The 24,696-nt window shown below is 49.8% G+C and carries 24 protein-coding genes and 1 pseudogene; 13 read left to right on the top strand and 12 right to left on the bottom strand.

All coding sequences use genetic code 11. The annotated features are described in order from the left end of the window. Nucleotides 1–119 precede the first annotated feature (119 nt). The gene (locus BZJ17_RS00200; RefSeq protein WP_077479711.1) at nucleotides 120–1,256 is read left to right on the top strand and encodes a M14-type cytosolic carboxypeptidase; all 1,137 of its coding nucleotides are present in this window, start codon (nucleotides 120–122) and stop codon (nucleotides 1,254–1,256) included. A gap of 136 nt (nucleotides 1,257–1,392) precedes the next feature. Further along, a complete protein-coding gene (gene trxC / locus BZJ17_RS00195) occupies nucleotides 1,393–1,824 on the top strand; it encodes a thioredoxin TrxC (protein ID WP_069591020.1) in 432 nt (143 codons plus the stop codon). A 41-nt stretch (nucleotides 1,825–1,865) separates the two neighbouring features. Here trxC and BZJ17_RS00190 read toward each other — a convergent pair whose 3' ends face one another. Further along, a complete protein-coding gene (locus BZJ17_RS00190; RefSeq protein ID WP_077479712.1) occupies nucleotides 1,866–2,315 on the bottom strand; it encodes an Lrp/AsnC family transcriptional regulator in 450 nt (149 codons plus the stop codon). A gap of 147 nt (nucleotides 2,316–2,462) precedes the next feature. Here BZJ17_RS00190 and BZJ17_RS00185 point away from each other — a divergent pair, with 147 nt between their 5' ends. Then, nucleotides 2,463–3,386: a DMT family transporter gene (locus tag BZJ17_RS00185; protein ID WP_077639394.1), complete on the top strand. Its 924-nt coding sequence runs from the start codon at nucleotides 2,463–2,465 to the stop codon at nucleotides 3,384–3,386. Nucleotides 3,387–3,414: 28 nt separating this feature from the next. Here the strand turns inward: BZJ17_RS00185 and htpX are convergent, their stop codons facing one another. Continuing rightward, on the bottom strand, nucleotides 3,415–4,293 hold the full coding sequence (gene htpX, locus BZJ17_RS00180; RefSeq protein ID WP_077479714.1) for a protease HtpX: 879 nt from the start codon (nucleotides 4,291–4,293) through the stop codon (nucleotides 3,415–3,417). A 483-nt stretch (nucleotides 4,294–4,776) separates the two neighbouring features. Here htpX and BZJ17_RS17260 point away from each other — a divergent pair, with 483 nt between their 5' ends. Continuing rightward, nucleotides 4,777–4,950, top strand: coding sequence for a hypothetical protein (locus BZJ17_RS17260; protein WP_167314491.1), 174 nt, complete (start codon nucleotides 4,777–4,779; stop codon nucleotides 4,948–4,950). 105 nt (nucleotides 4,951–5,055) lie between these two features. On the opposite strand, the gene bioD is transcribed toward BZJ17_RS17260, so the two are convergent. Genes bioD through bioB form a run of 4 tightly spaced genes read right to left on the bottom strand, consistent with a single transcriptional unit; the run spans nucleotide 5,056 to nucleotide 8,783 of the window. Beyond that, nucleotides 5,056–5,739: a dethiobiotin synthase gene (gene bioD / locus BZJ17_RS00175; RefSeq protein WP_077639393.1), complete on the bottom strand. Its 684-nt coding sequence runs from the start codon at nucleotides 5,737–5,739 to the stop codon at nucleotides 5,056–5,058. Further along, on the bottom strand, nucleotides 5,732–6,526 hold the full coding sequence (gene bioC, locus BZJ17_RS00170; protein WP_077639392.1) for a malonyl-ACP O-methyltransferase BioC: 795 nt from the start codon (nucleotides 6,524–6,526) through the stop codon (nucleotides 5,732–5,734). Before bioC ends, bioD begins: the two co-directional genes overlap by 8 nt. Continuing rightward, on the bottom strand, nucleotides 6,523–7,737 hold the full coding sequence (locus BZJ17_RS00165; RefSeq protein WP_077639391.1) for an 8-amino-7-oxononanoate synthase: 1,215 nt from the start codon (nucleotides 7,735–7,737) through the stop codon (nucleotides 6,523–6,525). The genes bioC and BZJ17_RS00165 overlap by 4 nt, the downstream gene beginning before the upstream one ends. Before the next feature lie 5 nt (nucleotides 7,738–7,742). Further along, nucleotides 7,743–8,783 carry a biotin synthase BioB gene (gene bioB / locus BZJ17_RS00160; protein WP_077639390.1) on the bottom strand — a complete coding sequence of 347 codons (1,041 nt, stop codon included), beginning with the start codon at nucleotides 8,781–8,783 and terminating at the stop codon, nucleotides 7,743–7,745. A gap of 108 nt (nucleotides 8,784–8,891) precedes the next feature. Here bioB and bioA point away from each other — a divergent pair, with 108 nt between their 5' ends. The 4 genes from bioA to BZJ17_RS17325 all read left to right on the top strand — a co-directional run bounded on the left by bioA (nucleotide 8,892) and on the right by BZJ17_RS17325 (nucleotide 15,123). Further along, nucleotides 8,892–10,166 (top strand): adenosylmethionine--8-amino-7-oxononanoate transaminase, encoded by a 1,275-nt coding sequence (gene bioA / locus BZJ17_RS00155; protein ID WP_198534052.1) that lies wholly within the window; start codon nucleotides 8,892–8,894, stop codon nucleotides 10,164–10,166. 224 nt (nucleotides 10,167–10,390) lie between these two features. Next, entirely contained in the window at nucleotides 10,391–13,336 is a 2,946-nt protein-coding gene (locus BZJ17_RS00150) for a DUF2235 domain-containing protein (protein WP_108743758.1), read from the top strand. Continuing rightward, nucleotides 13,329–13,964: a hypothetical protein gene (locus BZJ17_RS00145; RefSeq protein WP_077639387.1), complete on the top strand. Its 636-nt coding sequence runs from the start codon at nucleotides 13,329–13,331 to the stop codon at nucleotides 13,962–13,964. Before BZJ17_RS00150 ends, BZJ17_RS00145 begins: the two co-directional genes overlap by 8 nt. An 808-nt stretch (nucleotides 13,965–14,772) precedes the next feature. Next, entirely contained in the window at nucleotides 14,773–15,123 is a 351-nt protein-coding gene (locus tag BZJ17_RS17325) for a hypothetical protein (protein ID WP_108743757.1), read from the top strand. Nucleotides 15,124–15,208: 85 nt separating this feature from the next. On the opposite strand, the gene BZJ17_RS00130 is transcribed toward BZJ17_RS17325, so the two are convergent. The 4 genes from BZJ17_RS00130 to BZJ17_RS00115 all read right to left on the bottom strand — a co-directional run bounded on the left by BZJ17_RS00130 (nucleotide 15,209) and on the right by BZJ17_RS00115 (nucleotide 18,365). Next, nucleotides 15,209–15,634: a VOC family protein gene (locus BZJ17_RS00130; protein WP_241836728.1), complete on the bottom strand. Its 426-nt coding sequence runs from the start codon at nucleotides 15,632–15,634 to the stop codon at nucleotides 15,209–15,211. A 129-nt stretch (nucleotides 15,635–15,763) separates the two neighbouring features. Then, complete coding sequence (locus BZJ17_RS00125; RefSeq protein ID WP_077639384.1) at nucleotides 15,764–16,306, bottom strand: GNAT family N-acetyltransferase; 543 nt, start codon at nucleotides 16,304–16,306, stop codon at nucleotides 15,764–15,766. Further along, on the bottom strand, nucleotides 16,303–17,517 hold the full coding sequence (locus BZJ17_RS00120) for a multidrug effflux MFS transporter (protein ID WP_077639383.1): 1,215 nt from the start codon (nucleotides 17,515–17,517) through the stop codon (nucleotides 16,303–16,305). Before BZJ17_RS00120 ends, BZJ17_RS00125 begins: the two co-directional genes overlap by 4 nt. A 56-nt stretch (nucleotides 17,518–17,573) precedes the next feature. Next, nucleotides 17,574–18,365 carry a MetQ/NlpA family ABC transporter substrate-binding protein gene (locus BZJ17_RS00115; protein ID WP_077639382.1) on the bottom strand — a complete coding sequence of 264 codons (792 nt, stop codon included), beginning with the start codon at nucleotides 18,363–18,365 and terminating at the stop codon, nucleotides 17,574–17,576. Between the two features lie 159 nt (nucleotides 18,366–18,524). Between BZJ17_RS00115 and BZJ17_RS00110 the strand changes: the two genes are divergently transcribed. From BZJ17_RS00110 to sstT, 4 genes and pseudogenes are all read left to right on the top strand, one after another. Beyond that, on the top strand, nucleotides 18,525–19,094 hold the full coding sequence (locus BZJ17_RS00110) for an LON peptidase substrate-binding domain-containing protein (RefSeq protein WP_069586847.1): 570 nt from the start codon (nucleotides 18,525–18,527) through the stop codon (nucleotides 19,092–19,094). Between the two features lie 127 nt (nucleotides 19,095–19,221). Continuing rightward, nucleotides 19,222–19,642, top strand: a pseudogene (locus BZJ17_RS00105) (sigma factor). Then, nucleotides 19,635–20,321 carry a ChrR family anti-sigma-E factor gene (locus tag BZJ17_RS00100; protein ID WP_069586845.1) on the top strand — a complete coding sequence of 229 codons (687 nt, stop codon included), beginning with the start codon at nucleotides 19,635–19,637 and terminating at the stop codon, nucleotides 20,319–20,321. Before BZJ17_RS00105 ends, BZJ17_RS00100 begins: the two are co-directional and overlap by 8 nt. Nucleotides 20,322–20,628: 307 nt before the next feature. Beyond that, nucleotides 20,629–21,846: a serine/threonine transporter SstT gene (gene sstT, locus BZJ17_RS00095; protein ID WP_069586844.1), complete on the top strand. Its 1,218-nt coding sequence runs from the start codon at nucleotides 20,629–20,631 to the stop codon at nucleotides 21,844–21,846. A 112-nt stretch (nucleotides 21,847–21,958) separates the two neighbouring features. On the opposite strand, the gene BZJ17_RS00090 is transcribed toward sstT, so the two are convergent. Then, nucleotides 21,959–23,173 (bottom strand): ROK family protein, encoded by a 1,215-nt coding sequence (locus BZJ17_RS00090; protein ID WP_077639381.1) that lies wholly within the window; start codon nucleotides 23,171–23,173, stop codon nucleotides 21,959–21,961. Nucleotides 23,174–23,437: 264 nt separating this feature from the next. Between BZJ17_RS00090 and queE the strand changes: the two genes are divergently transcribed. After that, nucleotides 23,438–24,103 (top strand): 7-carboxy-7-deazaguanine synthase QueE, encoded by a 666-nt coding sequence (queE, locus tag BZJ17_RS00085; RefSeq protein ID WP_077639463.1) that lies wholly within the window; start codon nucleotides 23,438–23,440, stop codon nucleotides 24,101–24,103. A gap of 108 nt (nucleotides 24,104–24,211) precedes the next feature. Here the strand turns inward: queE and queD are convergent, their stop codons facing one another. Next, nucleotides 24,212–24,574: a 6-carboxytetrahydropterin synthase QueD gene (queD, locus tag BZJ17_RS00080; RefSeq protein WP_069587130.1), complete on the bottom strand. Its 363-nt coding sequence runs from the start codon at nucleotides 24,572–24,574 to the stop codon at nucleotides 24,212–24,214. Nucleotides 24,575–24,696 lie beyond the last annotated feature (122 nt).

Here is a 24,696-nt window from a genome sequence, read left to right as displayed (position 1 = left end):
ATCAACGACTATAAGCCAGCAAATGCACAATGTCTGCCCAAGTAGACAGCAAATAACCACAACGGCTTATAGATACCGGCGCAAACACAGCTGGCCCTTCAACAGAAAAAGGATGCTCTATGCGTATTTTTAGCCAGTTCGATAGCGGGAATATCCGCGTTCTGAATGACGACGACATCAACAATATTCAGCTTGCCATTCACCAAGACAATCAATCTGAGTTTTATCAGTGGTTCCACTTTCGCCTTGAAGCTGAGGTCAATCAGGCCCATACGCTCCATATTCAGCAGCTTGCAGGCTCAGCCTACCCTGAAGGCTGGAAAGACTACCAAGCGGTTGCCTCATACGACCGTGATACCTGGTTCCGTGTCCCTACTGAATTCGACGGCGATACCTTGACCATTAAGGTGACGCCGCAACACGGCTCGATGTACTTTGCGTATTTCGCACCGTATAGCTATGAGCGCCACTTGGATTTGATTCATCAAGCACAAACCTACCCACAGTGCCAATTAGAAACGCTTGGCCAAACCCTAGATGGTCGCGATATTAGCCTCTTGAAAATTCGCGCTGATTTAGGGGAATCCGCTCAACCGAAAACGCCCATTTGGCTAATTGCCCGCCAGCATCCCGGCGAGACCATGGCGGAATGGTTTATGGAAGGTTTACTCGACCGATTGCTTGACGACACGGACACTACCGCCCGTGCGCTGTTGGAAAAAGCGGACTTTTACATCGTTCCTAACATGAATCCCGACGGCAGCGTACGCGGCCACTTGCGCACCAATGCCGTCGGCGCCAACTTAAACCGCGAATGGGAAACACCAAGCCTTGAGCGTAGCCCTGAGGTGTATCATGTTCGTGCCCGTATGGAACAAACTGGGGTGAAAATGTGCCTTGATATTCACGGTGATGAGGCCATTCCGTATAACTTTGTTGCCGGTTGCGAGGGGATCCCATCTTACGATGAACGTATGGCTGACCTCGAAAACCGCTTCAAACGTGCGCTGCTTACCGTAACGCCGGAGTTTCAAGACGAGCATGGCTATGAAAAAGATGCGCCCGGTAAAGCCAATTTAACCGTAGGATCAAACTGGATTGGCGAGCGCTTTAAGTGTTTGTCGTACACGGTTGAAATGCCGTTTAAAGATCACAACGACCAACCGGACCCAGATTTTGGCTGGTCACCGGCGCGCAGCCAAGCCTTTGGTCGCGATATGCTCAGTGCCATCCTCGCGGTGGTGGATACACTGTAACGCACCCAATGTGCGCGAGACGCAAAAGCCGATGACGCGTCATCGGCTTTTTCTATGTCTGTCATAGATTATTTCTGTTTTCGCTCCTCGGCAAAGGCTCGTAAACTAGCCACAAATCATTCGACGAGGAACAATAATGACAACCCTAACCTCACGTTGCCCTCACTGCCAAGCGATGAACCGTATTCCAAGCGAACGCGTGAACGACGCGCCCAAGTGTGGCAAATGTCAATCAGCGCTATTAGAAGGAAAGCCCATTGAAGGCACGAGCGATAACTTTGCTGCTTTACTTAACAGCGACAAGCCCGTGGTGGTAGATTTTTGGGCCCCTTGGTGTGGACCATGCCAAAGTTTTGCGCCTGCTTTTGAGGCCGTCGCCGAGCAGGAAGAGGGGCGTGCGCTGTTTGTGAAAATTGACACTGAAGCGCAGCAAGCGCTGGCAGCACAATATCGCATTCGCAGCATTCCGACGCTAATGGTGTTTAAAAACGGCGAGCGCGTTGACATGATGAATGGCGCCCTGCCTCAAAATGCCTTTAGTGACTGGCTAAGCCAGCACCTTAGCTAATCGCTATTCGCTAACCTTCCTTTCATGATGATCACGCGGCGCTACACTTTTAGCGCCGCGCCTTGTTTGACCGCGCGGATCGCCACATTGGTATTGATGTCTTTGACCATCGCCAAAGTCTGTAACTGGCGCATAAAGGCTTCATAGTGCGGTAAATCGCGCGTCACCACTTCCAGTAAATAATCATAAGTGCCAGAAATGACGTGGCCGTTGATCACTTCATCCATTTCCACCAGCGCGTTTTCAAAGGTGACAATCGCCTCTTCTCGGTGATTGCTCAAACTCACGTTAACGAAAAAGGTCATGTTTAGCCCAATCCGCTGGCGATTTAACGTGACCTGATAGGACGCTATCACTCCATCGGCTTCCAGCTTTTTGATTCGTCTTGCACACGGTGAAAACGACAGCCCAACCGCATCAGCGATTTCCGCGGTGGTACGCCGCGCATCGTCTTGCAATAGCGCCAAAATGGCTTTGTCTTTACTGTCCAAATCGCTTCCTTGGTGATTTTCAACAACAAAAATATAATTAAAGATGATAAACGCTAACATGATGGCAAATCACTCTTTAATTTGCCACCAATCCCTCCTTTGACGATGCCACACTAACTCTATTGTTGAACAAGGAAGTGACCCACCATGCCTGCCACCTCTCAACGTGTATTAGGCCTCGCCGCTATGCTTGTCACCGTCACCATTTGGGCGAGCCTGTTTATCTCATTGCGTCAGGCCAGCCAATCGGTGTTAACCAGTGGCGATATTGCCCTACTGCGCTTTTTGCCTGCCGCCCTACTATTTGGTTGGCTGAGCCGTCATCGGATCCGTCATATTATCTCTGTGCCCAAACGTTATCTGTTTGCGATTGCCTTTGGCGCAGGCTTACCGTTTTATCTGCTCGCTGCCACAGGTATGCAGTTTGCCCCTGTCGCCGATGGCGCCTCGTTAATTCCTGGGATCTTGCCGCTGTTTGTCTCTGCGATTGCTTGGGGCGTTTATGGTGAATCGCTCTCAGTGGGACGGCGATTAGGCATTGGGCTTATCGTCACCGGCATTGGTGCGTTTTTATGGCATTCGCTGTTCTTCTCACCGTGGAGCGTCACGCAAGGCCATTTGATTTTGCTTGCAGCCAGCATCAGCTGGGCATGGTTTACCATTGGCGTACGTGTGACAGGATTGAATGCCGCAGAAGCCGGCGCGGTATTAGCGATTTCGGCCGTCTTGTTGCTACCGGTGGGCGCGATGAGCGGACTTGTCTCCTTTAACCTGCTCCAAGCCCCTCTTGGCGAGCTTGGCTACCATGTGCTGGCGCAAGGTTTAGGCGTGGGGATCATTGCCAATTACAGCTATGCATTTGCGATTCGCCGCTTAGGGGCGGAAATGAGTGCCGCAATAGGCGCATTCACGCCTGTAGTGGCTGCGCTAATCGCCATTCCTGTGTTCTCAGAAACCGTCAGTCTGCTCACCGTCGTGGCGATGGCGTTGATTGTATTCGGTGCGGTGCTCGCCAGTGAGGGGATAAAGTGGCGACGCACACAAACAAAAAGCGGCCCGCAGGCCGCTTAATTTATGACTCGACGTAAACGCTATCCGGTTATAGATAGTCGCCACGACGCAAGGCATCGATACGTTTTTCTAGCGGTGGGTGAGTCATAAACAACTCACTCAGCGTTTTCTTACCGTTGATGCCAAATGCCATCATTGAGCCTTCCAGTTTCGGCTCGTGGCTGACTTTTAAACGCTCCAGTGCTGCAATCATTTTCTGTTTGCCCACCAGCTGCGCTGAGCCTGCATCGGCGCGGAATTCGCGATGACGGCTAAACCACATGGTGAGAATGCTAGCCAAAATACCAAACACGATTTCTAGCACTGACGACACCAGGAAGTACATCATCCAGTTGCCGCCGCCTTCGCCTTCTTCGTCGTTGTTCATACCACTGACCGCGCCAGCAATGACACGAGAGATAAAGATCACGAAGGTGTTCACTACCCCTTGCATCAAGGTCATGGTGACCATGTCGCCGTTGGCAATGTGACTGACTTCATGCGCCAGTACCGCTTCCGCTTCATCACGGGTCATGTTTTGTAGTAAACCCGTTGATACCGCGACCACGGAGTCGTCACGTTTTGCGCCGGTGGCAAACGCGTTGATATCGGGCGAGTTATAGATCGCCACCGTTGGCATGCCAATGCCAGCACGCTGAGCCTGTTGACTGACCGTGTTCATCAACCAGTGTTCGGTTTCATTACGTGGATGCTCAATCACTTGCGCCCCTACAGAGCGAAGTGCCATGGATTTTGACATCAGCAACGAGATAATTGAGCCGCCAAAACCGAATACAGCCGCCAGTACCAGCAACCCAGACAAGCTGCCCGGCTGCATGCCTGTGACCGCGTAGATGATGTTCAGCACAATGCTGAATACGATCAGTACCGCGAGGTTGGTAGCAAGAAATAATCCTATGCGTTTCATCGTGTGTCTCCGTCGCTTAAACCCAGTGTTTAGCGCTTACTTGTTGTAATGGTAAAAATAGTATGGGCATTCAAGATAAAAACAATCCTTTGATGCAATTTGTTACGAATAAAATGATTGAATCCGCCCATCGATACAGACAGCCGCACCACTCCGCTGACCAGTTAGTGTGGCACGYTATTCCCATCTGATATAGATAAAATGTGAGCTAGGCCGATTGATAAAATCTCACAACCAATTCAGTAATTTAAAAATAAACCTAACACATAGAGCCAGCATTTTAGACAAATCCAAGCTACTATAGACTTTAGTCGAGTTGTAATTGCGTTAAGAGGGCGCTAATTTGGCTGCAGCTGTTTAAAACTAGATAACATTTTCTCACTCATTGTTCACATCGCGATGAAGCGTCAATGAGATGAGACAAAGTGTGAAGCCCTGAACAAGAGCCGCGTTAAAACAACGCGTTATCAATGGAGTGAAACCATGGCAGAAAAAGAAAACTACCGTGTCGCTATCGACATCTTATGCTGTCATCTCGGCATGAGCTTCGACGAAGCCTGCTCAGAACTTGGGTTAGCATCGGATGACGCCAGTGCAGCGCGACAAATTGCAGAAGTCCAGCAAGGTCTGATGGGATTACTGGACGATCAAAAGTAAGCGGTCGTTGTCAGTCATTCCTGTTACAAGGCCGATTCTACATTAGCAAAAAGCCAGTTTTCACTGGCTTTTTTTGTGTCCGGCATGACTCAATGCGCCCACCGTTTAAGGCGCTAAAAGCGCACGGATATCCAGCGTTGACGCCCGTTGTGCTGGCGAGGCATCGGCAGCAAACGGCAAGTGCCCCAGACAAGGCGCATCTAAATGCGCATCAAGATAGCGCACCATTTCGTCACTGTGCTGCGCCTTGGGATCCACGGCGTTTGCCACCCATCCAGCTAACGTAAGCCCGCGTGCACGTATGGCCTCTGCGGTGAGTAAAGCATGGTTTAAACAGCCAAGCTTTATTCCCACCACCATGATCACTGGCAGTTGATGGGCAACCACCCAATCGGCAAGCGTTTCAGTCTCACTCAGTGGCACTTGCCAGCCGCCAGCCCCTTCTACCAATACTGGGCTGGCCTGCTGTTTTAAATGCGCGAGCCCATCGCTCAACATCTGGGTATCGATGGGCTTGTTGGCTAACACGGCCGCCCAGTGCGGCGAGCATGGCGTTTCTAACAACACTGGGTTGATAGCGGCATACGGCAATGCAATCGCACTGGCGCGCTGTAAAGTGACAGCGTCACTATTGAGTTGGTAGTCTGGCGCTAAATCGGCACCAGCGGCGACAGGCTTGTAGCCCACCGCTTGATAACCTTGTTTGATAAAAGCGTGCAACAGTGCCGCCGTGGTATAGGTTTTCCCCACTTCGGTGTCGGTGCCGGTAATAAAGTAACTGTCATGCATGATGGTGAATCACTATGTAGCCAATTTGATAGGTCGCCGGCAAGGTGTTGGCGGCAAGTGCAAAACGCTGATACGCCTTTTCTACCGCACTAAACTGCGCTCTTGTCGCCAGCCCTTGCTGCCCCGCCCCTTGCGGGCGATATGTCGCGCCAATGCCTTTTAAGCTTTTCATCACCGCATGGGCATTAGCAAACGTCAGCTGTTCGCTTTCTTGCAACACGGTTACGTGCATCAGCCCGGCGTGTTGGGTCGCCTGTTGTAACTCAGATAATGTGATAAAGCGGTTCACCCGTGACGTGCCGCATGCTTGTTGCCACGCGCTGTCGAGTTCACACAAGGATCCGGTGAGCAGTGTCGAAACAAGAATTTGCCCACCGGGTTTGACGACCCGACGCAGCTCCGCCAACGGCACGTGCAAATCGTCGCACCATTGCAGCGCTAACGAACTAAACGCCAGATCGACACTGTTATCAGCCAGCGGTAAATGCTCCGCATCTGCTTGTACGCCTAGCATGGCGTCGCCGCAGCGCGCTTTTGCCGTTGCAAGCATAGGAGCGCTGAGATCCAGTCCAATCACTGTTTTAGCGTGAGTCATCCACTGCTGGGTGAAATAGCCGGTGCCACAACCGACATCTAAGACGGTACTGAGATGGATAGCTTTTTGCTCTGACTCAGCCAATGCCATTAACCGATGGCCGACACGGCGCTGCAGCGTCGCACTGTCGTCATAATGGGGCGCGGCTCGGCCAAACGCTCGAGCAATCGCTTGTTTATCGGCGACGGTCATGCTGTCACCCTACACGCTTTGTCGCCCGCTAATACCGGCTTAAGCGCCTCAATCAATGCGGTGATATCTGTTTTTTGATGCTGGGCGGACAGGCTGATCCGCAGACGTGCGGTGTTGGTAGGCACCGTCGGTGGCCGAATCGCTCCCACCCGAATATGGGCTTTCATCAAAGCGTGATTCACCTGCTGTAACGCTGCCAAATCACCGATAATCAGTGGCTTGATCGGGCTAGGCGTCGTAAGTAGTCGCGGTAAAGGCTGCCGATTACCAGCGCGCGGTTCGAAAACAGACGTCGTCTCTAACCAATCGTGGAGCCCTTGCGCTAGCTGTTCAGCATGGGCGCTGAGTGTTTCTCGCCGCCAGTGCTCTGTTCGTGCCAGCCTAATCGCATCCTCGATGAGCGCCGCTTGCGCGGGTGGCATAGCCGTCGAGTACACATAATGGCGAGCGAACTGGCGTAAATAGTCAATAATGGTGGGAGAAGCCAGCACTGCCGCGCCGGCGACGCCCAGGGCTTTTCCAAACGTCACGATTAAAATATCCGGCCGCGCGCCACGACTGATACTGCCCTCGCCTTCTTGCCCTAACACGCCAATCCCATGCGCGTCATCCAGAGCCCAGAGCGCCCCCGATTGGTTGGCAATCGCGGCAAGGCTGTCGGTTGGCGACACATCGCCATCCATGCTAAATACCCCTTCCGAGACAATCAGCGATGCGGAAGGCTGGGTTTGCTTCGCGAGCAGTTGGCGAAGGTGTGCCATGTCGTTATGACGAAAACGCCGCTGCGTGGCAGGGCTCAATAAGCCGGCCTCAATCAAGGAGGCGTGGTTGAGTTTATCTTGAAACAAGACATCGTCTTTACCTAACAGCGTAAACAGCAACGCCTGATTGGCGGCAAAACCACTGTTAAACAGTATCGCTTGCGGGTAACCCAGCCAGTCACACAGCTGATCACAAAGGGATTGATGCGCGGCGGTAAAACCAGATACCACCGGCGAGGCCGTCGCGCCCACACCCCAGCGTTCAAGATGCTGCTGCGCCTTTTTGACCAGCCGCGGGTCTTGCGCGAGGCCTAAGTAATCATTACCCGCAAAGTTGCGCCATGACTCGGCGACGGCATTGTCTCCACTTTGCCGCCATAGGTCTTGTTGCTGGCGTGCGACCAGTTCGCCTTGGTAACGACGGATAAGCGCTGATGTTGTGTCAGTCATGGTGCTTAGACACTGGCGTCGTAGAACAGATCGCCTTCTTGCGGGCGCGATGCCACTTGCTCAAGTAAGTCATGCTCAGTGACTTGATCGGGCTTTTGGCTGACCGCTTCGCGATTGATACCCAGCTTTTTAAATAGCTGCATGTCCGCGTCTTCGTCAGGGTTTGGTGTGGTCAACAGCTTACAGCCGTAGAATATCGAGTTGGCGCCCGCCATAAAGCACAAGGTTTGCATTTGCTCGTTCATGTCTTCGCGCCCAGCAGACAGCCGCACTGCCGATTTGGGCATCATGATCCGCGCCACCGCGATAATGCGGACAAAATCGAACGGATCAACGTCATCGACGTTCTCAAGCGGTGTGCCTTTTACTTTGACCAGCATGTTAATCGGCACGCTTTCTGGGTGAGCCGGCATATTGGCCAGCTCGACCAGCAAACCAGCGCGATCGCGGGCACTTTCACCCAACCCAATAATGCCACCGGAACACACCTTCATTCCCGCGTCTCGCACGTTAGATAAGGTATCAAGGCGTTCTTGATACGTCCGCGTGGTGATGATGTTGCCGTAAAACTCGGGCGAGGTATCGAGATTGTGGTTGTAGTAATCCAAACCCGCCTCCGACAAGGTCTTGGCTTGCTCCGCATCCAACATGCCCAATGTCATGCAGGTTTCCAACCCTAATCCTTTGACGCCTTGGATCATATCGAGCAAATATGGCATATCGCGTTGCTTGGGGTTTTTCCACGCCGCCCCCATGCAAAAGCGCGTCGCGCCTGAGGCTTTGGCTTTTTCCGCCGCTTCGAGCACGCGTTCCACTTCCATTAAGCGCTCTTTCTCAACATCGGTGCGATACCGCGCACTTTGCGGGCAATATTTGCAATCTTCTGGACACGCGCCGGTTTTGATCGATAACAGCGTGCTAACTTGCACTTGGTTGGCAGGATGATATTCACGATGCACCTGCTGCGCTTCAAACAGCAAATCCATGAAGGGTTTATCGAACAATGCTTGCACTTCCTGTGCGGTCCAGTTGTGTCTTATTTCCACGCGGTTTTCCCCGTTGTTGTCGTTTTAATGCTTGGCTAGTCTACCCACAGACGTTAACCTGTCAACACAACAAGATCACACTGGTTTACATCTGATTTATTTATGAGCATCAACACCCATTTTGACCGTGAACATATCTGGCATCCCTACACCTCAACGCTCGACCCTTTGCCTTGCTTACCTGTCTCACGCGCAAGCGGCGCCGAGCTACACCTTGAAGATGGCACTGTTCTGATTGATGGCATGTCGTCATGGTGGGCAGCCATTCACGGCTACAACCACCCTGCTTTGAACGCCGCGGCGCATCAGCAAATCGATAAAATGTCGCATGTGATGTTTGGCGGTCTCACCCACCAGCCCGCGGTATCGCTTTGTGAGCGCTTGGTCGCGCATTCACCTGCGCCGCTCACGCAAGTCTTTTTGGCCGATTCAGGCTCTGTATCAGTAGAAGTAGCGCTTAAAATGGCGATGCAATATTGGCAGGGACGCGGCGAGTCACGCGCACAGTTTTTGACCTTGCGTCATGGCTATCATGGCGACACGTTCGCCGCCATGTCGGTGACGGATCCTGATAATTCGATGCACAAACTCTACAAAGGGTTTCTGCCCCAGCATCATTTTGTGCCGTCGCCACAAAGCCGCTTTGACGGTGAGTGGAACCCTAACGACATACAGCCCATGCGCGAAGCACTCGCCGCGCATCACGGCCAACTGGCCGCGGTGATCTTAGAGCCGATTGTGCAAGGCGCAGGCGGTATGCGCTTTTATCATCCCGAATACCTGCGTCAAGTGCGCGCTTTGTGCGATGAATTTGATGTACTGCTGATTGTGGATGAAATTGCCACCGGATTTGGCCGCACCGGTAAACTATTTGCCTGCGACCACGCGGGGATCAGCCCAGATATACTCTGCGTCGGTAAAGCACTGACCGGCGGCTACATGACCTTGGCCGCCACGCTCACTACCCGCCATGTGGCCGATACCGTCTGCAGCGGTGATGCAGGCTGTTTTATGCACGGTCCTACCTTTATGGGCAACCCTCTCGCCTGCGCCGTGGCCTGCGCCAGCATTGATACCTTGCTAGAAAGTGACTGGCCGCAGACCATCGCGCACATCGAGCAGCAGCTGAAAACTGGCTTAGCGCCTGCTCGCGCATTGGAATGTGTGGCGGACGTGCGTGTGCTTGGCGCAATTGGCGTGATAGAGTTGACCGACCCGGTGAACCTGGCCGATATTCAGCCTTTAATGACCGCCCAAGGCATTTGGGTTCGTCCGTTCGGAAAATTGGTTTATGTGATGCCACCCTATTGCATCCGCGACGACCAACTCCACCAACTCACCCAAGGGATGATCACCGCAATTAAGCAGTTTTTTGGTGAGTAGAGAGTCCATGACGCACACACCGCCCCGTTGAAGATGGGGCGGCATCTGATCCCATGTATACTGGCACGAATTTCTTCGTTTGATTCAAGAAAACGTCAACCAAAGTTCTTGCACACACTTCACAAATTAGCCATAGCTAACGTAACCATGACAACAACCCTATCCATATTTCTGGCCTGTTGCGTAGAATGCTGCGTCATGATCATTTACTGGCGGACAGAAAGGTGACTTACAAATTAGTGCAATTGACTGAGCTTATGGCGTATGAGTTTAGTCAAGTAGAGGGCGATATCAGCTCGCTGAGCGAGCGCGATGTCAGCAGTATCATCCCTGATGGCGTGAGCTTTTCTCAGTTTAAGGAAAAGCTTGATAGCGGTGAGTATGTATTACTGACCGATGCGCCGAAGCAATCAGCGATGGTGCATGATAGCGTTAACAAGATATGGTCCGTTGCTCCGAGCACTAACACAACGCTTTCGCCACAAGCCCAATCGGCTCTTTCTGCTAGAGCGAATCAATCTGGGAATGTTGCAGCGGGAGCGACTGGTTCGGGTAGCGCGAATGACAGCTCGCAAGCTGCGACAACAAATATCGAAGATACCTATGTCCCTGAGCCAGTAAAGCCTGACCGTTCAGACGTGCCGCCAGCCTTGAAATATGAGTACTGCTTTGAGATTGCAGCCTCTGACGACACCTTTCGTAAGGCCGTAGGCTGTACTTTCCAATTAGCGAAAACTGAGCAAGAAGGCATGATTGGCCAGTGGCAAACTAAGCCTACCGAACACGGTACTAAGTACACCGCTTACGCCGCATTTGATGAGCCTAAAAAGCTAGTGGCTAAAATCTCTGCCGACACCATGGGTGTGAGTGTTCCTGACCACGTAGTGATGAAGCCTGAAGGTTCCGCTGTGGTCAGAGAAGCCTTTATTCCGGTGACGCCCTCTATTCAGTTGGGCGAACGACTCGGTTTACCCACAGAGGGATATTATTATCACTTCAACCAAAAGCGCCTTGTTCAAGAATATAAGCTGTTAGGCAATGGCAAGTGGCAGTTTTATGCCACGCGTTCTACCCATGAAAAACTCAATCATGACCAAGGCCTTAACAAGCACCAGAGTGCTATCTTGGTTTATTGGAAATTGGGTGGAAAAAACGTCGAGGACCAACACCTCGTCTATCTCAAAGAAGCAATTACCCGTGAAGAGCTCGATAATTTAGATGATGAATGGCTAGCAGAAAACGGCGTAAAGCTATCTATCAGCGATTTGCTCGCCGCCCCTAAGCAAGCCGTTGCGAATCGAGACGACTCACCGGCAGAGTCGGATAGCGATAAAACTGGTGACTCAGCGCAACCATTAACCCATACCGTTAAGTTTGATCCGACTACCCGCCAACGTGAATCATGGCCTGCTATTGCCGCTCAATATGGCTTGTCCGCTAAGCAGCTGTTGGAGTTGAACCCACAGTATCACGCTGAACCGATGTCGTTGGCCGTGGGTGATAGCCTAACGGTTAGTCAGCCGACGGAGAAAAAGCAAACTCAAACCGCTTCTTACGGCTTTCCACCCATATCGCCAGATTGGTTCAATCATCCATTAAATACGTTTTACGACTACAGCGAGCGTTGTTTACTTAATTCTGCGGTTAAAGCAATCAGCGACGAAAAAACCGTCGAAAAAGAGCTTCCAGTCGTCAACCTAAAACGCGAACGGACACTGCGTATTGGGGTTTTCTTTGATGGTACAGGGCAAAATAGCCCTAATGATGAATACAAAGAGACGTACGGCAATAAGTCGCGTACCAATATTGCTCGCCTATTTGAGGCGTACCCAGAACAAGATGGCCAATCAGCTAAAATTTATGTCTCTGGGGTAGGCACAGTGGATGATATTCCCATTATCCCCGGAGAGCGTAACCCAATCATTGATGCGGGTGGTGATGAGAAGCTCTTCCCTGGACAAGCTTTTGGCGTGTTTGATGACACCGGTGGATTGTGGAAGTGGCAAACACTGTTAAAAGAAGTTAACGGTATTATTCGCCGACTTGGAACCGAATATCATAAAATCAATCACATTCAGTTTGATGTGTTTGGATTCAGCCGCGGTGCCGCATTGGCAAGGCATTTTGTCAATGCACTAGAGGCCGGTTTTCCTGACTATAGCAATCCCGAAAGAAGCAAAAACCCGAGCGAGATTTATCCAAACTTGCTGGGCAATGAGAGCTATAAGCGGTTTGATTCCCTATCCGATGAATTTTATGCGGCAGATACACAGCGCCGTATTTCTGTTCGTTTTGTGGGCCTTTTTGATACCGTAGGCTCATTTTATATGCCCGGTAACAATGACGAAGGGGAATATAAGCTTGGCCTCAAACCAAATGCGGCAGAAAAAGTATTCCAGATTTGTGCACAGCATGAGTACCGTGAGAACTTTCCATTAACCTCGTTAGGGAAAGGCCACACCGAAGCGGTTGCCTTTAGTGACGGTATTTTCTGTCAAGAAGTATTCCCCGGCTGTCACACTGATATTGGCGGTGGCTACCCATCTAAAAACCAATATGGCAGGACAGACCTACCAGCGCGCCTCAACCAACCTGTAGACTCTACTTATCATAGAAAACTTACCCATAAAACATCACTTTATGATAAGTATCAATCTGATATTCAAAAGTTTAAATCAGCCCATGAACTTGCCGCCTATGCTCAACAGAAGCTTGCGCAAGAGAATCTAGCTTGGCAACAACAAACGCGAGAAGAGCACGACATCCATGGTGAAGTCAAGCTCGTCAACGGTGAGCTACATTACTACCATTTTGTCCCAACCAGCAATGCACTGGCAGGGCTCACTTTTGAGCGGATGAAACAGCAAGCCGAAAAGCAAGGAATTCGGTGGCTCCCAAATGTTATTGAAGCGCAGAAAAATCTCTCTTCGATTGACTACAATAACGACACGTTTATTGAAAGCCTTTGGGAGGAAATCAAAAGTATTTCAACCGGTTCTGTCAGTACTCAGTGGAGAAATAAAGAACCAAAATTACAGCAACGATACATTCATCGCCCCCATGATTCCTTGATCAATCCTGGCTACGAAAGTGTAATTGATAGGTCCGTTAACGCATTGAGCATCGACAGTAATAATCAACCAAAACGTCAGGTATTCGGCAATGATTAAATGGAAAGCCTTTTTACCACTACTCTTATCGTTGGCTATTTTTGGCTGTGAACCTGAGCCTTATACTGCTGTAGTTGGTTTTACGAATGGTAGTTCCACAGGTAGGCACTCTGTCTATAAAATGACAATTACAACCGTGTCTGGCGGTAAAGCCAACTTTGCCATGGGTGGAGTGAGCGGTTACCCCGGCGCTCACTCCTCAGGTGGGCGTATAGACGCTCCCGCATACATTGAAGGCGAATGGGAAGAAGGATGGGGGTTTGCAGACGATGACATCAGCTCTACACCTCATCACCGCATATCTGCTCCCATTCCAGATAATGCCGAAGCCAAAATGAAAACAATGGATAATTATTACCAAAATTTCGACCGTGACTATGGTTCGATGGAGGTGATTGTTGATGGCCCTAGAGTACGGGTCTTCTACTCAAAATCGTGCGTTGATATGTACGATGACTGCACGCCTAAACAGGGAGCAGACCCAAACGGATGGGTCGTTCGTTCACCTAAAAATCAGACAGATGTGGTCGTTCTCTTTGATGGCAAAGGCGAATCTTCTCCAACTCCTTTTCCTTCAGCTGACGCTGCGACATCACAACAATTGGAAAAGGCAAACTCTCCGCAATAGATCTAGCTGTCAATTGATGCCAACCCAAACGTCAGGTATTCGGCAATGATTAAATGGACAGCCTTTTATCTCTTTTACTAAGGATTCTCTTAAGCGGGTGTGAGCCTGAACCCTATACGGCTGAGGTCGGGTTTACTAATGGCTTTTGTTGTAGGTGGTGTCACTGGTGCTACTATAGGAAAGAATGTCGGTGATATTATTTATATTGCTTATCAGTGGGGGCAATAGCAACTCTAAGTCATTCAGGAAAGTTTTTGATGATCACTCTTAAATTAGTTTTAGCCTTATTGTCAATAGTCATATTTTGGTACTTTGTCATTTGGTGTGTAGTAGGTGCTATATCGGGAGCCGTATTGAGCTTAGGAGATCCTCAACGCATTGTTTTTATGGATAAACAGTTAGCAAAAGATGTTGATAAACTTCACTCTGATTATCAGAATATGATGTCTTATAATATCTTGACAAGATTCATGGTGTATTGCTTAAAGTACCCTTTTATACGTTATAGGGCGAAAGTTTATTCTTGGAAGTTTAATGCATTTATGTGGTTGAATTGCATTGGATTTTGGTTGTTTTTTTTAACATTATGTATAACGATTATAGCAAAATTATTGTAGCCCTAGGTTAATGAAAAATAGCCATGTAAATTCGGGTAGGAATGGCTTTAGCCGCCATTCCTGTAACATGAGGCTTATCGATAGCTTTGGTTGCAGAATATCCTTTATGAAAAGGTTATCGACCTTAAAGAGCTGAGTGAATACTTTGTAGAGGATTGGCTTTGAATAACTTTTTTGGGCACGCTTATACTATTATTACAGGAATATTTGCTGCATATGTGATCATATGGTCTGTTCCTGCAGTAATTATGAGCGCAATGGTCTCGCTAGGAAGCATTGAAAGAATTGTTTTCATCGATAAGCAGTTAGCCAAGAATCTAGATAAATACTATGACGAAAAAGGCTATATTAGATGGAACTATCAAATGTCCTATTCTATTGGGACTAGATTATTTGGCTACTGGCTAGCCTACCCGTTCATAAGACATCGAGTGACAACTAAATCTAAAAAGTTTAGGTTGTTTATGTGGGTCAACTGCATCGGAATCTGGGGATGGTTTCTTGTTCCTAGCCTCTCTCTTATAGAAAAAGCTATGATGTAATAAAGCTGGGATAAACACACACCGCCCCGTTGTATATGAGGCGGTGTGTTTCTATCTGGGAAAGCGAGCAGTGCAGCTTTTTGCGTTACTCGTAGAGATATCTTTCTTCCGCTTTGTCGGATGAGTAAGCGACCAATTCCCACTCAAAACCGGCTTTATCATAGAAGTACATTCGCTTGCGGTGGGTTTCGTGCGCCATTGAACCATTGGGTTGATAACCTTTTTCAAGTAGGCGTTCGCGGATGGTATCGATGTCATCAATGATCAGGCCAATATGGTTCACGCCTTGAGATTTATAGGCACTGCGTGGCTGTATGCTGGGCTCTGAACTTGGGTTGGGCTCTTGCAGTGCAAAGTAGCAGTGTTCATTGCCCACATGTACCCAACGATATCCTTTTGGCGATTGGGCATCTTGGCGAATTTTAAAATCGGGGACAGCCACCGCCAAAAACGCCAACGCCGCATCCATGTCCACCACAGTAATATTGACGTGTTCGATTGTTGTCATCATTCATTCCCTTTATCCGTGCTATCAAAACTGAGCTTGGAAAGCTAAACATCGAGAGTAAGGATAAAACCTCAAGATAACTTGAGGTCAACGAACAAAAACAAAATCAGTGGTCTGCGGGAAACACGTAAATCACACTGCGGTGTAGGTGTAGATCCAGTCGTCGTAACAAACACCGCCAATTGCAAAAGCATCAGGATCAATACGGCTGAGTTGAAACCCGACCTTTTCTAGCACGCGCGCAGAGGAAAGATTACCGGCGGTTACCGTCGCGTTGATGATTCGCGCATCACCATGATGGATGGCAAAATCGGTGACAGCCTGCAAAGACTCAGTCCCATAGCCTCGCCCGTGATAAGGCGGCAACAGTAAATAGCCGACTTCAGCGACATCCTGCTCAAGCAAAAAGCCGGTGACGCCGATTGGCGTTTGCGTCGCCGTCTCTACAATCACCAAACACAACCAGTGCTTAGCGTCAGGAGACCAGGGTGTGAGCCGTTGCTCAAATCGGGCTTCAATCTCATCCAGTGGCATAGGATCAAAACATTGCGCAATGACGGCGTTGTCGGTGTGTAGGCGGTGGAACAACGGCCAGTCTGCTTTGATCATTGGCCGCATGCTTAGGCGCGGAGTTATCAATGGAAGCATGCCCTTTTCGAATTGTGACTTTGTCATGATGCCTCACTCGGGGTACTGGCGACGTTAACTTTCGGAGCCGCAAACCCGCGAAAGATATTATGAACAGAAAGCAGCGCAAACACGCCCACCACCACACCAAGGTGCCAGGCTTCGCTAACGCCCAAACTCAATAACGCCATACTCATCAACGCGGAAATAATCATCTGTCCACCACCGGAGAGCGCAGCGACGGTGCCGGCTTGGTTAGAGTAAGGTTGCATCACCTGAGACTGAGCGCACGGCAGCGCAATCCCGTTGCCAAACACCATAAAGAACTGCCCTATCATCAGCAGTAAAGGATCCATCGGAGTCAGCCATAACCAAACCGCAGAGATGAGCTGCATCACGGGTGCCATTAGTAGCATACGCTTGGTACCCAAACGCGGCCGAATGCGCGAAACCAGCGCACTACCCAGCAATAAACCACATGTCGGAATAAGCGCCCACAGCGCATATTGATCCGAGGTCATACCGATGCGCTCTTGCATTAAAAATGGCATCAGCGACACCGTGGTAATCACCAAGGTAAAATTCACCCAGCTAATACTGGCGAAATAGAGAAAATACGGTGTTTTTAGCAATGCGCCATAGCGACCGAGGATCACCTTCACATTAGGCAACGGCGAACGAGCGAGCATGCTTTCTTTGAACAGGAAAAACAACACGCACCACACCAAGCTGGTGTACACCATTAACAAAATAAAAATCGCCAGCCAGCCTAGATTGTGGTTAACGAACCCGCCAATCACAGGAGCCACAATAGGCGTAAATGAGGCGACCATGATTAGATATGACATGGCTTGCGGAAGCTGATCCCCCGAATACGAGTCACGGGTAAAGGCACGTGAGAGCACAGCGCAGCAACCGGTGCCCATTCCTTGAATGCAGCGGCCAATGACCAAACCGGTGAAACTGGCGCTAAAGCTCACCATCACGGTTAAACCAATCAAGGAGAGCAATACCCCAGCCAATAACACGCGGCGACGGCCAAGTGCATCCGAGATCGGCCCGTAGATAAACTGTGATGGCCCAAAGCCGAGTAGATAGGCAGAGATCAGCAGCTGGACATCATCCATACTGAGGCTAAAGTCTCGGGCTATCCACGGCAAAGACGGGAAGACCAATCCCATACTGAACTGCCCAATGCTGACGGTTAAGCATGCCAGCAATACGGGCGACCAATTAAATGGACGAGTAGCCGATTGCATCCAATTTCCTACGGTTTCACGAATCGGGCATCTTAATTATTGAGCGCGACGCGCATTTAAAAAGCGGGTTCAATCGTGCCTTTAAATGTCTTTTCAAGAAAGTCACGGGTTTGTTGAGACTGAAACAGCGCTACCAAACGTTGTAGGTCGGGGTTGTCTTTATCTTCTTCGCGGGCGGCCACAACCATCACCGCCAAGGGAGCATTTTTCGACTCCAAGAAAATACCTTGCTCACTCGGGCTTAATCCCGATGACATCACATAGTTCATGGTGATCGCCGCCGCATCGACATCCTGCAAGCTGCGTGGCAGTTGTGCCGCCTCAACCTCAACAAATTCGAGTTGTTTAGGATTGGCGATGATATCTTGCAAGGTAGCTTTAAAGCCGACACTGTCGGCTAAGGTAATTAACCCCGCCTCTTGCAGCAATAGCAATGCGCGTCCCGCGTTGGTAGGATCGTTGGGAATCGCAATTTGTGCGCCATTCGGCAGCGCATCAACATGCTCAACGCGATCAGAGTAGATCCCCATCCGCATCAAAATGGAACGTCCCATCGATACCAACTGGCTACCGTTGTTTTGGTTATAGTTATCCAAAAACGGCTGATGTTGGTAACTGTTTAGATCTAAGCTGCCATCCGCCAAGCCAGCATTGGGGGAAATATAGTCGGAAAATTCGACTACCTCGACCGCAATCCCCTCAGCTTTTGCTTGCTCAGCAACCGCTTCAACCACCTGTGCATGCGGCCCCACTGTGGCGCCAATTTTGATCACCTTATCGTGTGATTCTGAACAGCCAACCAGCGTGAGTCCGAGTATGAGAATAAAAGAAGCACGTAGAGATTTCATCAATCGGTAATCCTTTCCGAAAAGCCATTTAGACATCCATACTGCCAAATAAGAAGAATATGTCAATCATTGTTTATGCGATTCTCTGGACGCTTGATCGCTTGTCGCTAAGGGCGCGTATTAGTCAGCATGTTCAATCGATTATCAGGAGGCGCGGATATGACCAAGCTGTTTCCTTTGCCCCTCTTTTTGTTACCGGGTGGCAGAGCAAAACTACGTATTTTTGAACCCCGCTATTTACGGTTGGTACGCGAATGTACCGCCAACGGAGAAGGGTTTGTCCTTGCAATGATGCAAGGTCAGCGGCTTTATAAATACGGTACTTTGGTCGATATCGTTGATTTCGAGACGCTTCCCGATGGATTGCTGGGCATAACCATTGCGGGCCGACAACGGGTGGAAATTATGTCAACCGAACAAGCGCCCGACAAATTGTGGTTGGGTGAAATACGTACCCTGCATGATTGGCCACACGATGATTATGTCGATAATACGGACGATGAGGTGCAAGCGCGCATTGCCACCAGCCTCAAGCACATATTTGCTGCTCATCCTGACCACGCCGAGCAGTATGAACAGCCTCATTTCGAGGATGTCACCTGGGCGTGTCAGCGTTGGTTAGAGATTCTGCCCCTCACGAGTGCGCAAAAACAATGGTTTATCGCACAAGACTCTGCCGATGAGGCCAAGCAATTCATTCACCAACTGCTTGAAGAACACGTCGAGTGATCCAAATGATTTGTGGTGCGTATTGGGGTGTCAGATGGACGGCACTGACAGATAGGACTCAACTATGACTGCGCCTCAAACCATGTATACTGAAGCTTCAACCTCGAGACGGAATACACGCACCACAATGACTGACGTGACGAAGGAAGAGTTGTCGGAGCTATTATTACGCGTTGCGGAACAGCGAGACCGTGTCGCCTTTGAGCGTTTGTTTCGCTTTTTTGGCCCGAAGATCCGATCTTATGGAACCAAACATCTGCGCGCGGACGGACAGGCGATGGAGCTGGTCCAAGAGACCATGTTGGTGGTGTGGCGAAAAGCCCATCTTTACAACGCGGAGAAGGGGGCGGCAACGACCTGGGTGTTTACCATCATGCGTAACATCAGCTTCGATATGCTTCGTAAGGTGCAATCGAAGTGTGTACTTAAAGCAACTCACTCACCAAGAGCTATCGGACCAACTTAATGTTCCATTAGGGACCGTGAAGTCGCGTTTGCGACTCGGGCTCGAGAAGCTGCGCAATCATCTGGAGGTCAACAATGATTAAATATCATCCTTCTTCCGAACTGCTGGATGCCTTTGCAGCCGGCCAATTACCGACATCCATGGCGATTGCTCTCTCTGCACACGTTGAATTATGTCAACAATGCCGTGAGCATGTGAGTGCGAAAGAAGAAGCGCTAGCATTAGCCGCGTTTGAAGAGGCTGAGACCGAGCACGAGTTCGCAGCAGGCACTCTGCCTTGGGACGATGATCTAGAAGCGGACATGATGAGTGCGATTTTCGACGCCCCTGAACAAGACGAGGCATCACGCATTCAAGTCGCTCGCTCTAACGAGATTCGGGTTGGAGACAAAACCTACACACTACCACGCGCACTGCAGCGTTTTAGTGATTCGAATTGGTTATCATTCGGCAAGGTGCAACGCGCAAGGCTGAATCTTGAAGAAGGCGCCACACGTGCGAGTTTCTTACATATCGACGAAGGCGGCTCGGTTCCAGCCCATACACACAAAGGCTATGAGCTGACGCTGTTACTCGATGGCACCTTTGAAGATGAAAGCGGGCAATACTCGCCGGGTGACTTTATTTTGTTGGATAGTCGACATCATCACACCCCCTCCACCAAAGACGGGTGTCTGTGTTACACGGTCGCGAATGCGCCACTGCACTTCACTAAGGGCGTGAGTAAACTACTTAATACCGTGGGTCATGCGATTTACTAAAAATCCTTGTGCTAGTTGTTATCCTATCTTTGGCGGCGAAAGCCGCCTTTTTTTATGCTGTTCAAGACAATAAATGCGTACAAATGCTCGGCGCATTAAAACGATTTCCTCACATCTAGCGCCGTGATAACAGAATAATTACACTAAAGAAACTTTCATTTAATGCCAACTGACTGACAGAATCCCACCTAACTAGTGCAAACTATCAATTTTCACTTTACATAGGGTGAATCAAACTGGTTTAATTCCCCACTTCTAACGATTCATTAACAGCCATTGATAAAAAACACAGTGAAGTGAGACACACATGAGTCAAACACAACTCGCCAGTATCAGCCGAGGTCACTCGTTGGTACTTCAAATCGTTATAGGTATTCTTGCTGGGGGCGTACTCGCCTATCTGTCGCCTGAGTTGGCGAGCACAGCAGGTTTGCTTGGTAAGCTTTTTGTTAGCGCACTGAAAGCAGTTGCACCCATTTTGGTCTTCGTTTTGGTTGCTGCCTCTATCGCTAACCAAAAGAAAGGTCAGCGCGCCAACATGCGCCCGATTATTTTCCTCTACCTGCTCGGCACGCTGGCGGCATCCTTGACCGCGGTTACCATGAGCTTTTTGTTTCCGACGACCTTACAGTTTGCCGCAACCGATGCAGCTGTCGCGCCACCGGAAGGCATTACCCAAGTACTAAACACCTTGCTGTTTAATATTGTCGATAACCCAGTCAACGCTCTGATGTCCGGTAACTATATCGGTATTCTCGCGTGGGCGATTGGTTTGGGCATTGCCTTACACCATGCATCAAGCGAGACCAAACGCGTCTTCTCTGACGTGTCTGAAGGCGTGTCTATGATTGTGCGCTTCGTGATCCGTTTTGCGCCCATCGGTATTTTTGGCCTTGTCGCCAACACCTTGGCACAAAGTGGTTTTGATGCGCTGCTTGGCTACATTCATTTGCTTGGCGTGCTCCTTGGCAGTATGGCAACGATCGCGTTGATCGTTAACCCACTGATCGTGTTTTATAAAACGCGCCAAAATCCGTATCCACTGGTTTTCCGCTGCCTACGTGAAAGTGGCCTTACCGCCTTCTTTACCCGTAGCTCAGCCGCGAACATCCCTGTGAATATGCAGTTGTGCCGTAAGCTAAAACTTGATGAAGATACTTACTCTGTCTCGATTCCACTCGGGGCAACGATCAACATGGGTGGCGCGGCAATCACCATCACGGTTCTTACACTCGCCGCTGTACATACCTTGGGAATTGAAGTGGATATTGCCACTGCAATTCTGCTTAGCATTGTTGCCGCAGTGTCTGCGTGCGGTGCCTCAGGCGTTGCAGGCGGCTCGCTCTTGCTGATCCCACTGGCGTGTAACTTGTTTGGTATCCCGCACGAAATTGCCATGGAAGTGGTCGGTGTTGGCTTTACCATTGGTGTGTTGCAAGATTCGGCAGAAACGGGGCTTAATAGCTCAACAGACGTAGTCTTTACTGCTGCAGCCTGTATGGGTGAAGAGCGTAAAAACGGATAAGCCGATAAAGGGCGTTTTATCGGCATAAGGCGGATAGCGCTCCCATTCAGGCTTGATACAAAAAGCAGGTGCTTGGCACCTGCTTTTTTCGTTTATAGCCTCGTTCCTAGCCTTAGCCTTCCAGTACCTTCATGAGTAGTTTGCCGTCGTACATGGCTTGTTTCACCATCGCAGCGCCCGGCATAGTCGCTTGCGTGTAGAAATAACTTTCTTCCAGCAGTAAGTTTTGGCTGTATAAGGGGATGGTTTGCGTCTTTAAGCATTCCATGATTGCTGGATAGAGCACCGATTTAGCCCGGTTAAACTCGCCGCCGAATAATATTTTTTCCGGATTAAATAAATTCACCACGATGGCGATCGCTGTCCCTAGGTGATGACCAAGCTCTGTAATCACGCGTTGCGCCAACGCGTCACCGGCGACGGCGGCATCACAAATCACGTCGATAGTGAGGGTTTTACCGCGCAATTGACTAGGGTGCCCCTCTGCGAGCAAGGTTTCTACCTGCTCAATGACCGCGGCCAAACTTGCAACGGTTTCCAAGCAACCATAGTTGCCACAAAAGCATCGCTTACCAAATGGCTTCACTTGAATATGACCCAGCTCACCCACATTCCCCACGCGCCCTTGGAGTACTTTTCCTTCTAGGATGATCCCAGCCCCAACACCATTATGAACGGCAATCAGCACCGCGCTATCTGATTCTTTTGCGTTACCAAATAACTTTTCAGCCAGCGCCCACGAGCGGGTATCATTACCCACAAAAACGGGTAATCCTGTTTCTCGATGCAGGACGGGCCCCAATGGCATATGGCTAACCTCAAAGTGCGGCATTTGAATGACCGTTCCTTGCGCACTATTCACTAAGCCTGGCAAAGACACCGCGATACTTGTCACGCGGTCCACCACTTCATGATGACGCGAAAAGAAGGCTTTAACGTACTCGACAACGGTCGCTAGCAAGGCCTCTTGAGGCATAACCGCCAACTCATGGCGCTCTTGTATCAGAATTTCACTGCTTAACGAGTGCAAAGCCATCGTTAGGTAGCCGCGGCCTAAACGCATCGATAAGAATTGCCACCCGTCATTGTCCAGCATCAACCCAACGGCGGGCCGACCACGCATACTGGTTTCTTGAATTTGTGTTTCTTTGACAAGGTGTGCGTCCATTAGCTCACGGACAATTTTAGTAATGCTGGCAGGTGCCAGCTGGCTGCGTTTGGAAAGCTCGATGCGCGAGATAGGCCCAAAGCGGTCGATCAAGTTGTAAACTGTGCCGGCATTTTTGCGCTTGATATGATCAATATGCCCCGGCTGCCCAATAATCATGCCCTGTCCTATTACTGCTGGGATCTGGCGATCCTATTCATGATGATGCGTATAATTGAATTTTTTTACTTTGCGAACTAATTGTGAAGCACAATTAGGTCGCCGCGTGATATCTATCACTTTCAGGTGTGAAAATCGCGTTTAGCCTCACGAAACCATACGATTTAGTAACTATGGTAAAAATCCAATCAATCGTGAAAAAGCAAGATCTGCAGAGGATAAATTGGCATAATGCGCCGTCGAATCGAACCGCCAGAAAGCATGATGTACCGAGTAAACGAAATTTTTGAAACTATTCAGGGAGAAGGCACATTTACTGGCGTGCCCTCCGTCTTTGTCCGCTTGCAAGGTTGCCCTGTCGGCTGCGCTTGGTGCGATACCAAGCAAACATGGGAAACCGATGATAACGATCAGCAAGACAAGATATTTATTATCGATAAGTCAGAAGACTCGCCTGCTTGGTGCTGGCTGAGTGCGAAAGATATTGCGACAGAAATCACCCAACGCTATCAGGCTAAACACATTGTGATTACTGGGGGAGAGCCGTGCCTATACGACTTGGAACTCTTAACCAACGCGCTAGAAGCGGTTGGGTGTCAGTGCCAAATTGAAACCAGTGGTACGTACGAGGTTAAAGCCAGTCCGCAGACTTGGGTCACGGTATCACCTAAAATCAATATGCGCGGCAAATTACCGGTACTGGCCAGTGCGATGGCGCGCGCGAACGAAATCAAACATCCTGTGGGCACCGAGAAAGACATTGCACAGTTAGATACCCTACTTGAGCACTGCCCACCGTCACCAAAGGCAACCATTGCGCTACAACCGGTCAGTCAAAAGCCGCGCGCCACTAAGCTGTGTATTGATATCTGTATTGCGCGCGGCTGGCGCTTGTCGATACAAACGCATAAATATTTAAACATTGCCTAGCACAAATAGATAAAAACTCGGGTGTCGGCCGACACTTCGCGGGCGAGTTCGACCGCACGACATGAAGAATATCGATCAAAAAGCCGAGTGCTATCACTCGGCTTTTGTTTATTCGCCGCGATAGGTGCAGCCTGCGGTACAGGTTTCTTTCACCATTACCTTACTTAATAAAGGCAGGTTTGGCTTAACCTGTTGCCATATCCAACGCGCCAACACTTCGCTGGTTGGGTTTTCCAGCCCTTCAATCTCATTGAGATAGTAGTGGTCAAGGCGATCATAGATAGGCTTGAAAGCGGCTTTAATGTCAGCGAAGTCGATCACCCAGCCTGTGTGTGGGTCAACATCCCCTTCTACATACAAGCGCACCATAAACGAGTGACCATGTAAGCGCCCACATTTGTGCCCTTCTGGCACATTCGGTAAGTGGTGTGCAGCCTCAAAAGTAAATTCTTTAAACAGTTCAGTTGTCATACTGCCAAATCCCATCAACAACAAGATGGCGCATGCTACTCAACTTCCTGCATCGACACAATCTCTATCCCCAGATGCTCAGCATTATTGAAAGCGACAAACCGTTACCCGTCGCAAAGGTG

This window comes from Salinivibrio sp. IB574 (assembly GCF_001996205.1).
Taxonomy (GTDB): domain Bacteria; phylum Pseudomonadota; class Gammaproteobacteria; order Enterobacterales; family Vibrionaceae; genus Salinivibrio; species Salinivibrio proteolyticus.
This window is presented reverse-complemented; position numbering and strand designations above follow the sequence as displayed.

Excerpts from the sequence above, each read along its gene's own strand:
- BZJ17_RS00200 (WP_077479711.1), top strand. The coding sequence starts at position 120 with ATGCGTATTTTTAGCCAGTTCGATAGCGGGAATATCCGCGTTCTGAAT.
- trxC (WP_069591020.1), top strand. The coding sequence starts at position 1,393 with ATGACAACCCTAACCTCACGTTGCCCTCACTGCCAAGCGATGAACCGT.
- BZJ17_RS00185 (WP_077639394.1), top strand. The coding sequence starts at position 2,463 with ATGCCTGCCACCTCTCAACGTGTATTAGGCCTCGCCGCTATGCTTGTC.
- htpX (WP_077479714.1), bottom strand. The coding sequence starts at position 4,293 with ATGAAACGCATAGGATTATTTCTTGCTACCAACCTCGCGGTACTGATC.
- BZJ17_RS17260 (WP_167314491.1), top strand. The coding sequence starts at position 4,777 with ATGGCAGAAAAAGAAAACTACCGTGTCGCTATCGACATCTTATGCTGT.
- bioD (WP_077639393.1), bottom strand. The coding sequence starts at position 5,739 with ATGCATGACAGTTACTTTATTACCGGCACCGACACCGAAGTGGGGAAA.
- bioC (WP_077639392.1), bottom strand. The coding sequence starts at position 6,526 with ATGACCGTCGCCGATAAACAAGCGATTGCTCGAGCGTTTGGCCGAGCC.
- BZJ17_RS00165 (WP_077639391.1), bottom strand. The coding sequence starts at position 7,737 with ATGACTGACACAACATCAGCGCTTATCCGTCGTTACCAAGGCGAACTG.
- BZJ17_RS00145 (WP_077639387.1), top strand. The coding sequence starts at position 13,329 with ATGATTAAATGGAAAGCCTTTTTACCACTACTCTTATCGTTGGCTATT.
- BZJ17_RS00130 (WP_241836728.1), bottom strand. The coding sequence starts at position 15,634 with ATGATGACAACAATCGAACACGTCAATATTACTGTGGTGGACATGGAT.
- BZJ17_RS00125 (WP_077639384.1), bottom strand. The coding sequence starts at position 16,306 with ATGACAAAGTCACAATTCGAAAAGGGCATGCTTCCATTGATAACTCCG.
- BZJ17_RS00120 (WP_077639383.1), bottom strand. The coding sequence starts at position 17,517 with ATGCAATCGGCTACTCGTCCATTTAATTGGTCGCCCGTATTGCTGGCA.
- BZJ17_RS00115 (WP_077639382.1), bottom strand. The coding sequence starts at position 18,365 with ATGAAATCTCTACGTGCTTCTTTTATTCTCATACTCGGACTCACGCTG.
- BZJ17_RS00110 (WP_069586847.1), top strand. The coding sequence starts at position 18,525 with ATGACCAAGCTGTTTCCTTTGCCCCTCTTTTTGTTACCGGGTGGCAGA.
- BZJ17_RS00100 (WP_069586845.1), top strand. The coding sequence starts at position 19,635 with ATGATTAAATATCATCCTTCTTCCGAACTGCTGGATGCCTTTGCAGCC.
- sstT (WP_069586844.1), top strand. The coding sequence starts at position 20,629 with ATGAGTCAAACACAACTCGCCAGTATCAGCCGAGGTCACTCGTTGGTA.
- BZJ17_RS00090 (WP_077639381.1), bottom strand. The coding sequence starts at position 23,173 with ATGATTATTGGGCAGCCGGGGCATATTGATCATATCAAGCGCAAAAAT.
- queE (WP_077639463.1), top strand. The coding sequence starts at position 23,438 with ATGTACCGAGTAAACGAAATTTTTGAAACTATTCAGGGAGAAGGCACA.
- queD (WP_069587130.1), bottom strand. The coding sequence starts at position 24,574 with ATGACAACTGAACTGTTTAAAGAATTTACTTTTGAGGCTGCACACCAC.